At 33.0% G+C, this 11,457-nt stretch carries 8 protein-coding genes; 4 read left to right on the top strand and 4 right to left on the bottom strand.

The window, feature by feature from the left end; translation table 11 throughout:
- From H6F45_RS25280 to H6F45_RS25295, 4 genes are all read left to right on the top strand, one after another.
- The coding region (locus H6F45_RS25280) for an AAA family ATPase (RefSeq protein ID WP_190348728.1) at nt 1–565 on the top strand (565 nt) is incomplete at its 5' end.
- 301 nt (nt 566–866) lie between these two features.
- Complete coding sequence (locus H6F45_RS25285) at nt 867–1,523, top strand: Uma2 family endonuclease (RefSeq protein WP_190348729.1); 657 nt, start codon at nt 867–869, stop codon at nt 1,521–1,523.
- Nucleotides 1,524–1,644: 121 nt separating this feature from the next.
- Nucleotides 1,645–2,301, top strand: a complete 657-nt coding sequence (locus tag H6F45_RS25290) for a Uma2 family endonuclease (protein ID WP_190348730.1) — start codon at nt 1,645–1,647, stop codon at nt 2,299–2,301.
- A 243-nt stretch (nt 2,302–2,544) separates the two neighbouring features.
- On the top strand, nt 2,545–3,390 hold the full coding sequence (locus H6F45_RS25295) for a Uma2 family endonuclease (RefSeq protein WP_190348731.1): 846 nt from the start codon (nt 2,545–2,547) through the stop codon (nt 3,388–3,390).
- Nucleotides 3,391–3,702: 312 nt separating this feature from the next.
- On the opposite strand, the gene H6F45_RS25300 is transcribed toward H6F45_RS25295, so the two are convergent.
- The 4 genes from H6F45_RS25300 to H6F45_RS25315 form a co-directional block, all read right to left on the bottom strand.
- The gene (locus tag H6F45_RS25300) at nt 3,703–4,464 is read right to left on the bottom strand and encodes a flagellar motor protein (protein WP_190348732.1); all 762 of its coding nucleotides are present in this window, start codon (nt 4,462–4,464) and stop codon (nt 3,703–3,705) included.
- A gap of 61 nt (nt 4,465–4,525) precedes the next feature.
- Nucleotides 4,526–6,556 carry a hypothetical protein gene (locus H6F45_RS25305; protein ID WP_137668834.1) on the bottom strand — a complete coding sequence of 677 codons (2,031 nt, stop codon included), beginning with the start codon at nt 6,554–6,556 and terminating at the stop codon, nt 4,526–4,528.
- Nucleotides 6,557–6,627: 71 nt separating this feature from the next.
- Nucleotides 6,628–9,888 carry a tubulin-like doman-containing protein gene (locus tag H6F45_RS25310; protein ID WP_137668835.1) on the bottom strand — a complete coding sequence of 1,087 codons (3,261 nt, stop codon included), beginning with the start codon at nt 9,886–9,888 and terminating at the stop codon, nt 6,628–6,630.
- A 17-nt stretch (nt 9,889–9,905) separates the two neighbouring features.
- On the bottom strand, nt 9,906–11,054 hold the full coding sequence (locus tag H6F45_RS25315; protein ID WP_137668836.1) for a vWA domain-containing protein: 1,149 nt from the start codon (nt 11,052–11,054) through the stop codon (nt 9,906–9,908).
- Nucleotides 11,055–11,457 lie beyond the last annotated feature (403 nt).

Below are 11,457 nucleotides of genomic sequence, written 5' to 3' on the forward strand. Positions count from 1 at the left end.
ATATTATCGTCAAGCTTGGGAGTATACTAAACCCAAACAAGGACAATTGATTTTAATGTCCGGGTTATCAGGTTCTGGTAAAAGTACCACTGCTAGATATTTAGCGCGTAAACTAGGAGCAGTTCACTTGCGTTCTGATGCAGTGCGGAAACATTTAGCAGGTATTCCTTTATTAGAACGTGGTGGAAATGAGATATATACACCGGAAATGACTCAAAAGACTTATGACAGATTGTTAACATTAGGAATTACACTGGCTAATCAAGGTTGGCGTGTGATTTTAGATGCCAAGTATGACCGTCAACACTTACGCCAGCAAGCGATTAATCAAGCTACTCAACATCAATTACCCCTACAGATTATCCACTGTACAGCACCGTTAGAAGTATTGCAAGAACGACTTGTTAACCGTACTGGTGATATTGCTGATGCTACCGCTGATTTATTGGTATCTCAACTCAACCAAGCTGAACCATTCACAGACAAAGAACAACCCTACATTAAAATCTTGGATACAACTCAACCACTAGAGGAACAATTAAAAGAATTTGGTATTGATAGATAGCTAGAATTTGCTTTGATTCCTTATTTCCTATTTCCTATTTCCTATTTCCTGAAGTGATATAATAGGATAATTAAAACGTAAATATTCAGCCGTCAGCGGTCGGTTTCCGTTAGCAGCAGGTTAAAAAACACGAATTTCATCTGGCAAATTTTCCTCATCAACACTTACAGAATGTGGCAATATTATGATTTGAGCAAGAATCTGTCTACTTACTAGGTAAAAGCTGATTACTGATTACTGATTACTGATTACTGATTACTGATAGCTGAATGCTTACATTAAAACTGCGAGGTGAATTTCTATGGTAACTCTAGCACCTACTCACAGCGACACTTACACCAATAGCGTCATCCTCCATAATATTTCTTGGAATACTTTTGAAAGGATTTTATTAGAAACAGGTGATACTCGCAATAACAGGTTTACTTATAATCAGGGAATCTTAGAAATTATGACTCCATTAATGCCCCATGAACATAATAACCGTTTGTTACAAAATCTCATTATTGTTTTAGTTGAAGAGTTAAATCTGAACGTTAAAAGTACGGGTTCATTAACTTGTAAAAAAGAAGATTTAGCTAGGGGTGTAGAACCTGATTCTAGTTTCTATATTCAAAATGAACCAATCATGAGAAATAAAACCAGTTTAGATTTAACCCAAGATCCTCCACCTGATTTAGTTATCGAAGTTGATTATGCTAGTTCTTCTATTGATAAGTTACCAATTTATTTAGCTTTAGGTGTTCCTGAAGTTTGGCGTTATGATGAACCTGTAATGCAAATTTATAGTTTAGCTGATGGTAAATATATTCCTGGTAATAGTTCACCAACCTTTGCTAATTTATCTTTAAATACAGAAGTGCCTCAGTTTTTAGCTTCTAGCTTAGAAATAGGTGAAATGGCAATGATTAGGAATTTTAGAAGTTGGATAAAAACGCAAGTAGAAAATATTAAATAAATGTCAGAATTAGGATATCCAGGATTTGAGGATTTACAGGATTACTATTAAAAATAGTCCAGAAAAATCGTTATTATAAAAGTGATATAATAGAATAATTAACAATGCGAGGTGAATTTATATGGTAACTCTAGCACCTACTCACAGCGACACTCACACCAATAGCGTCATCCTCCATAATATTTCCTGGAATACTTTTGAAAGGATTTTATTAGAAACAGGTGATACTCGCAATAACAGGTTTACTTATAATCAGGGAATCTTAGAAATTATGACTCCATTAATGCCCCATGAACATAATAAAAGATTGATAGAAAAACTCATTGATACTTTAGTTGAAGAGTTAAATCTGAACGTTAAAAGCACAGGTTCATTAACTTGTAAAAGAGAAGATTTAGCTAGGAGTGTAGAACCTGATTCTAGTTTCTATATTCAAAATGAACCGATTATGAGAAATAAAACCAGTTTAGATTTAACCCAAGATCCCCCACCTGATTTAGTTATCGAAGTTGATTATGCTAGTTCTTCTATTGATAAGTTACCAATTTATTTAGCTTTAGGTGTTCCTGAAGTTTGGCGTTATGATGAACCTGTAATGCAAATTTATAGTTTAGCTGATGGTAAATATATTCCTGGTAATAGTTCACCAACCTTTGCTAATTTATCTTTAAATATAGAAGTTCCTCAGTTTTTAGCTTCTAGCTTAGAAATAGGTGAAATGGCAATGATTAGGAATTTTAGAAGTTGGATAAAAACGCAAATATCAGAGAATGTCTGAATCAGGATATCCGGGATTTAAGGATTTACAGGATAATTCGTAATTATTTTGTCTGATAGCGAAGCGTGGCGTAGCCATATCAGGATGTCCAGGATTTGAGGATTTAGAGGATTTATAGGATGGTTATTTATAAATTGTCTGTGAATATTTAGATTTTATAAAATAAAACTACACCAAATAGTAAAAACATCAAATACAGAGTATAATTAAAATATAAAAGTTTGATATTCAGGATATTCAAAAATGTATCAAACAGATCCGCCCTTAGCGGCCAAAGAAACATTACCCACAATGTATGATCTGCCTAGCGAAGATCCAGAGGAGAAAGGTTTGCCGGATCAATTTCATTTATTGCAACCACAATTATTAGCAGATACATTTCTTCCTCCTCATTATAAACAAGAGGAACTTTTTACAGGAAGTGACATAAATCTGTATTTTGATTCTCGTCATCCATTGTGGTATAAACGCCCAGATTGGTTTGCGGTTGTGGGTGTTCCTTATTTGTATGAAAAAAAAGATTTGCGCTTAAGTTATGTAGTATGGCAAGAATCTGTTAATCCTTATATTGTGGTAGAGTTGTTATCACCAGGAACAGAAAAAGAAGATTTAGGTCAAATGTTGCGAGATGTGGAAAAACCACCTGGTAAATGGGAAGTTTATGAAAAGATTTTAAGAATACCTTATTATGCGATATTTGATCGTTATCAATCAGAATTTAGGATGTTTGAATTAAGGGGCGATCGCTATATTGAAACTTTGCGTTCTACACCTTCAGATCCTAATTCTCGTTTTTGGATTCCTGGGTTAGAATTAGGTTTAGGAATTTGGCAAGGGAGTTATAAAAATGTACAAATGCCCTGGTTACGATGGTATGATCAAAATGGTAATTGGGTGTTAACTCCCGCAGAACAGGAAAGAGAAAAAGCAGAACAAGAAAGACAGCGTGCAAACCAAGAAAGACAACGTGCAGAACAGGAAAGACAACGTGCAGAACAGGAAAAACAACGTGCAGAACAGGAAAGACAGAAAAAAGAAAAATTAATTGCCCAACTGCGTGCTTTAGGTGTTGAACCTGAGATAGATTAAAATTCAGATCCCCGACTTCTGCGATTAATTAGGGGTTGCTGAGAAAGTCTTTCCGTGAGGGCATAGGAGTCAGGAGTCAGGAGTCAGGAGTCAGGAGTCAGGAGAAGATTTGAAAATTTCTTTGCCATCTCTTGAAATCCCAAAAAATGCACACTTTTTCCGGTATACCCTTCAAAACCCTTGCACTTTTTTTCTGTTTATCAGCCTCTAACCTTTGATATATCAAGGTTTTAGGTTTATTCAGCAAACCCTAATTATAATTTTTTAGAAAATATGAAATTAAGAAGTCCGGGATCTTTAACATCTGATATATTATTTTTTTCCTACTTCCTTTTCTTCTCCTAAACGAGTAAAACGAATTTCTATTCTTCTTCTTGTTTGATCATCTTGTTTATTTTTCATAGGTGCAATTTCTGCTAATTGTCCATTTGGTAATATTAATTGTGCAGCAGAATAAGCACGAAATGATAAACCTTTTAATCTAACTTGTTTGTTTTGAATATCACGCAATATTTTCACAACTGATAACGCACGCATTAAACCTAAATCAGCATTAGAACCTGATTGAAGTTTTGTAACTGGAAATGTGCCACTAACTACTTTTTCTAAATTTACATCTAAATTACTATTTGCTTTACCATTAGGTGTAGCATCTGTATGTCCAATTATTTCCACAACGTTAATACCATATTTGTTGCTGGTACTTTCTATTGCTGGTACTATTTCTCTGAAAATATAGCTTAACATTTGAGGAGGTATTTCTGCACTACCTAACGCAAATCTATAATCACCTTGATCTTTGATAACTATGATTGGTGGTGCATCTGTGAGGCGTTTTTGATTATCTAACTCTCGTTTTAATTCCTCTACTTCTCTTTCTAAATCTTTAACTTTCAAAGGTAAATTGACTGAATTTTTATCAGGTTTATTTTGAACATTAGTTATTTGTGATATGATAATAGTGAGAAATAAAAATAACACTAAGATCATAAACGCATTGGACATTAAATCAGTAAATGCTTGCCAAACGTTTAACTCTTCATTGTATTCAGTGTAGCGTGAACGACGTGCCATAATTTCATGCTTTTACATTACAAAACAATATTGATAAACTTATTTGGTTTAAATTCATGATTCAGGTGTCTTTATTTATTACCTGTCTGAGTTGGTTGATAGAAACTTTAGTATCCTGTAAACTTTTATTACATTCTTGAATATTTTTAATGATTATCTCTAAACCTTGTTCATTTATATTTGTTTGCTTGTTGATACCCTGAAGGATATTATTATTTACTTTTTGATATTCTGAAGTTAATTGAGTGTTGTTATTTTCTAATAGGTTGATCAAATCTACTTTAATAGTCTCCATCTTCATGCTAAATTGATTAGTAGATCCTTCAAGATTGTTGATTAAAGTCTGAAATTGCTGTTGATTATGATCAAGGTTTTGGGAAAGATGAGAAATAAAGCGATCGCCTAAATTATCAAATGCTAAATTCATCTGTTCTGTATTATATTTGACAGACTCTAATAATTGATTCAGGGCGATTTGTTCTTGAGACAAGTTAGAAATAAAGCGATCGCCTAAATTATCAAATCCTAAATTCATTTGTTCTGTATTGTATTTGACAGACTCTAATAATTGATTCAGGGCAATTTGTTCTTGAGACAAGTTAGAAATAAAGCGATCGCCTAAATTATCAAATCCTAAATTCATCTGTTCTGTATTATATTTGACAGACTCTAATAATTGATTCAGGGCGATTTGTTCTTGAGATAAGTTAGAAATAAAGTGATCGCCTAAATTATCAAATGCTAAATTCATTTGTTCCGTATTATGTTTAACAAGTTCTGCATTATATTTCACAAATTCCAATAATTGATTTAGTGAAACATCTACATGACTTAAACTATCAGCTTTATCACTAACTTTTATTTCTACTTGCTCAAGTTTAATCATAGCTTCAGATAAACTATTAGCACCTTGTTGGAGTTGAGGAATAATTTCACTTAACTGAATTTGATTATTTTGATGTAACCCTAATAATTGAACAGAAGTTTGATTAACAACTTTAATATCCTCCCCTAAATTGATTAAATTATTACTTAAACTCTCCATTTGTGCCAACAAATTTATAATCAAATCAGTTGTTTCAGCCAAACTTGCAGCAGATTCAGAAAATTTTTGTTGTGTATTACTTAAATGCTCTGTAGCATTTGATAACTTTAAAGGAAAATCACTTTTATTAAAATTTTCAGCCGCATCTTTAAAAACTTGGGATGTTTGTTGCATTTCCGTCATCGAATCTTGCAAATTATTTATTGAATATTTAAACTCATCCGCAGCACCAGAAATAGTTCCAGCAGCAGCATCAAATTTTTCATAAACTCGTCTAGCTAAATCCATAGTTTGTTTATTTCCATCAGCAATTTGTTGTGCTACCTTACCCATAGATTTTTCTACCGCTTCGCGCACTACTCGACCAAAATTTGTTAAAAATTCATCCTGCTGATCTACCATTCTATTAACTATTCTATCAAGACGAGTATCACCTTGCACTTGTGGAAAATAAATATTATCTAGATAGTCTTCCAAAGAACTAAGCAGACGATATTTAGCAAGTCCACTATTAAAAATGAAATTGACTACCGTTAACAAAGCACTAAATAATAATCCCGTTAGACTGGTAGTAAAAGCAATACTCATTCCTTCTAATGGTTTCTTTAATTCAGCAACTAAATTACTGACATCACTAGCATTAGTTTGATTAATTGCTTGACTGAGAGTAGATAAATTAATAGTAATACCTAAAAAAGTACCAAGTAACCCAAATGCTAACAATAAATTGGGTAAGATGCGACATAAATAATCTATTTGTTCACAGGTGAAACCCTTGATTTTTTCTTGACTATAAACTTGATCAATTAATGCTGTTGTATTTACCTGTTCTAATTGTTGAGATGCTTGTTTAAATCTCTCCTCTAATGTTTCAATAATTTTTAACCGTTTCCCAGGTGCTTGTTTTTTAATCAATCTTTGAATTTTATTACTCAAATCCATTAAATATTTGTAAAGAGATATCCTAAGAAAAATAGTTACCAGAGATGGAAGAATCACAAGAACAACAGTGATAAAAATTAAATAAGGTGGTAGGGGTGGAATCATAAAAAATACCTTTGGTAGTGCGGAAAGATGGTTAAAAGTGGGTAGATGTGAACTACCCATAACAAGATGTTTTAGGTTAGATATTTGTCAAGAATTTTTTGCATTTGTATCTCATAATATTCTTGAGGAATCAAGTTATTATCAAATAACTCTTTTAAACGCGCTAATTCTGAGCGTAATTTATCTTGATTTTGAGTATCAGAATTATCCAGAGGAGAACTAGCTACTATTTCCCCAACAAGAGCTTTTTGATTTTCGATTTTATCTCTAGGTGGAAGTGAATTTTGATTTCTATTTTTAAACATTGCTTCCATCTTCTTCCAAAAACGATTTATTACCCCCTCTTTAATTGTAGGTTGCATATTATCTGGTGAAACATAGACTTTTTGGATATAGGGAAAATTAGGACTATCTTCCGGTATTTTTTTCAGTTTATCTGGAAATTGCCTGAGTTTAGGTAGATATTCATTATCCCATAATGTGGGATTATTTTGCATATCAGAAATTACATCATCTAATATCTTTTGTAAAGTATTCGCCATATTGCGGTTATTAGCTAAATCTTCTAAAGCTTGCATCCAATTTGCACTCACCGCAGCAGTGTAATAACTATCTCGGAAAGAGTCATAATGTTGAAATTCTACCTCCTGATTTTCCTGATTTTCGTTTAACAATTCCAAAGCTAAACAGGGATAAAAAATATCCTCCAGTTGTTCAATTATTCTTGCATCAGGGGGAATGATATCAGAAAAAGAAGTGCGAGCATCATTGTGTAAAAAAGATGTACCAGAATTTTGTTCTCTGATATATGGGTTTCGCATTCTTTCTAGACTACTAATTAATCTCAATGGAAAACCTGCATACTCATTGACAATTAAAATTTCATCATCTGCTTGTATTGCTTTTAAAACACTTGAGGAAATTCCTAAATCTTGTGTTAGCAGTTTTTTAAATTCTGTCACATCTGATTCGTCTGTATCTTTATATCCTATTAATTTACTACTTTTAGCAGGATCATCTCGAAAATAAGGATCATTCAAATTTAACCGCAGTAAAGGTTGAGCTTCCTGCATAATTTGTGTTAACCGAGTAGCACCTGCGGAGGAAGAATATTTTTTCATGAAGCGTTTAATCACAGAATTAACAATATTGCTACCACGAAAAGCAAATATTTTCACAACTTTGGGATCAATTTCCTGTTTTATTTGAGAGTATGTAACTCTTTCTCGATTGAGTAAAAATGCCAAGGATGGATCTTTACCAGTTGCTTCGGTAATCGCTGAACTTGCTAATACTAATTGAGAACGCAGATCATTTTCCGGTAACATTGTTTGATAGCAAAGTTCTATATCTTCACTATCAAAAATAGCCTCCCCACTCATTTCATCAAAATTCAATTGTTTTAATTCTCGTTCCTCTTTTTCATAAGCACTTTGTAAGTCTTCTATCAAACTGCTAAAAGCCGCAACTTGTTTTTCTCTTTCTTGAATGTGCTTTTGTAAATGATTAACTATTTTCAGTGTCTCTTGTAAAACTGTTAAATCAAAATTATGCCTGATCAGTTTACAAACTTCCTGAATAGCTTTTTTAGATTCATCTTGAAATTGGCTATTTTTTAAATTGCCAATCAGCATAAATTTATTTTCCAGTTCTTCAATTATTTGGTCAGTATTATCCCATTTTCTTTCTACATCTTCTATGCGTTTCATTCCCCCACAATCAGTTATGGATTCTTGCAAATCTCGTTGATATTTATGCAGTTCATGTTGCAGTGCTTCTAACCAATTACGGGTATTTCTAATAGAAAATTTAGCTTCTATGGGTGTAAGTAGCTGAATCAAATAATCATCAATATTGGTATTAAGTTCTTTGGCAATTTTAGGGGCAGATTGAATTAATTTTGTTAACCAATAACCGCGAATACTTTCCGTTTCTCCTGGTTGTACAGTACGGAATTGTTTAGTAAATTCTGTGGCTAACTGTTGCCTAACATTTGTCCGATCATCTTTATTTTTACATTCAGAGATTAACTTTAATAATTTAGTTTGCCAAGTTTTCAAACTATTAGTAAAAGTCTTGCTAGATTCTTCTACAGACTCGGATAATTTATTAATTAATCCATCACGTTTTGCTAGATCACTTTGCCAGTGATTTTGAATCAAAAATTGTTCAAGTAAGTTGACAGGATCAGGACTTTGACCTTTACCATTTAACCAAAATCTAACTAATTCTGAACTGACTTTAGTTAAGGCTATTTGAATGATCGTATCACGGGGAAAATAAATGGCGGAAAGTCCAAATGTTAAGTATCTTTGGCTATTAGGACGGGGGTGTTTATCTGGTTGAATTATGTGTTGTAAAAAATTATCTCGATTTCCTTTAACTACTGAACCAAGTTCACCAGAAAGTTCTAAGGCTATTTTATGGGCAATCACATTACATAGTTTACCTTGGGTGAGTATTTCATATTCTCCACCAGTCTGATTAGATAGCAAATAAGCATAATCAAAAGGTGGACGTTTTTCTTTAATAATGGACAGATTCTCAATATCATAACAAGCTGCAAATTCTGTACCAGGATTACTGTAATGGTTTAATTCTTTTAATGCAGCATAAGTATTAGCATTCATGTTAGGAGTATTACCATACAATTCTGGACTAATTACTAAATAGCCAAAAATGCGAGCGCCTTGATCCCCATAAAGATTTCTTAAACTATAAGCAACATCCAAAAACATTCCGCTTCCCGTACCACCACAAAGAGAACCAACAACAAAAATACTTAATCCCGGTTCTATTTTAAAACCTGATTTTAGTAATAAAGATTCGTGTCCTCTGGTGCGTCTTTCTGCTGTTTCAATTGCTGTTTTCACCTTTTGATAGTTGTGAAAAAATGCTAATCTTCCTACAGGTCTAATACCTTTTGCTCCCTCTTCCACTGCTTTAATATTCCGCAATAACTGAGGAGGAAACCAGATCCCAATATGATCATAAGGTCCGTAACTATTATATTCTGAACGTCGTTCTAGTCCGTCCACAAACATGGTGACATCTTTCGATGACATGGTAGCACTGACTTTTTCAGCTTCTTTAAAACTTAAATCCACACCATGATAGCTACTTCCTGTTCTAATACCTGTAACTTGGGTTGATGCTTTATCTGTGTCAATGTGAACAAAACTGACAATTGGTAAATTATTTAAATCTCCATAACGGTCAACAATTAACCGTCTAATTCGCATTAAAACATCTCTACCAGTACCACCCAAACCGATACAAATTGTACGGTTAATTCCTCTATATTGAGTTTCGTTTGTTGTTGCTTGATTCATAGTTTTTACCCTGAATACTATTTTTTGATTTTGATGGTTATTTCGTGTTCGCGCTGGCGTTTATCTGGACAATTTAAGGTAAAGTTAGAATTTGTGATCAGAGTTCTTGATTTTACTTTTTTGTTGTTGAGTTCAATCTTAGAATCTGATGTAGGAACTAGATAAAGTTTTTCTCCTTTACGTTCTAAATAAGCTTGTAATTCTCCACTGGGACAGTCTATAGAATCTACACAGGTAGGATCATATTCACCAATTGCAATTTTTTTATTATTTGGTAATCTACATATTTGTTCTTCATGTTCTCCATTCGATTCAAACTTGACTCGCACATCCCATTTTTTTTGTAATTTGGCAAATTTGAAGATACTGCAACAGGCAGCAGCCAATATTAATAATAAAATGAAACTGGGTAGCCATAACTGTTTCAGCAAATAAGGATTAACTAAACAAGTTTCTTGACCTCCTGGTGCTGGTGTACAAAATTCTTGAACCGTAGGATTTAGGTCTATTACAGATAGTGTATAATCTTTATTATCTTGATTTTTAATGATAAGCGATCGCTCTTTTAAAGGCAAAGTATTCAACCAATTTTTTCTTTCTTGACTTTCCGGGGATGTAGCAATTCTAAACGGACTATCACGAGGGGTTTCTATCCAAACTTCTGACGTAATTCCTGGCTTTGTAAATAACGGTGCATCAGTAACCCAAACAACCGACTGGGGTTTAATTGGTTGATTTTTCGTCAGCCGATTTTGATTAATCTGTGCTATACCTTGATATACTGTTAACTCTGCCCTTTGAATATCTGTACCATAACGATTTGGATCATAATTTAACGGAATTTTCGCTAAAATTTTATTAATATTTTCTATATTTTTATGATTAAAATATATCGGTGTTCCCAATGGATTTTCTAGAGAAATCACATCATCAGAAACCACATTTTGAGCAAAAGGAACAACATAAACAGAATCTCCCGGTTTGAGACTGTCTTCAACTATTTGACGTAACCGAATACGTCCTTGGTCATTTAAACCCACACTTTCCGTTACATCAATGGCCAACACAACATCACGTTTACCCCCTCCTAAGAGGGACACTAACCGCAAACCATCCTTTTGTGTGCCTGTCAGTGGTTGTCCAGGGGCAATTTTTGTCAAAGTCACAAACCCTATAACTCATTAAATAGTATATGTATAAATTTTATATCACAAATTACACTACAAATAAATAGTAAGTCTAGTTTAAAAGATAAGTCTTATCATAGTATTTTTACTGTTTTTAATATAAATACATTTATATACATATAAATTCGCAAATGCAAAAATTTAATATTATATGCACTCTTTCTAGTATTAGGTTTAAATAACAAAAATATAATCAGATATAATCAAATATTAACACCTGTAGCACAAAAATATCATGAATTTTTGCCTATATTAAGTATCTGAATACCATGCAAAGTCCCAGACAAATGATTACATTCGCAGTTTTGGGCAAATCTCAGAAGTGCGGTTGACTATTAATGAGAATTATAACCAAACTTTAAAGTATATTGGTGGTCCCCAA

The sequence above is a fragment of the Sphaerospermopsis sp. FACHB-1194 genome, assembly GCF_014696235.1.
GTDB classification, from domain to species: domain Bacteria; phylum Cyanobacteriota; class Cyanobacteriia; order Cyanobacteriales; family Nostocaceae; genus Sphaerospermopsis; species Sphaerospermopsis kisseleviana.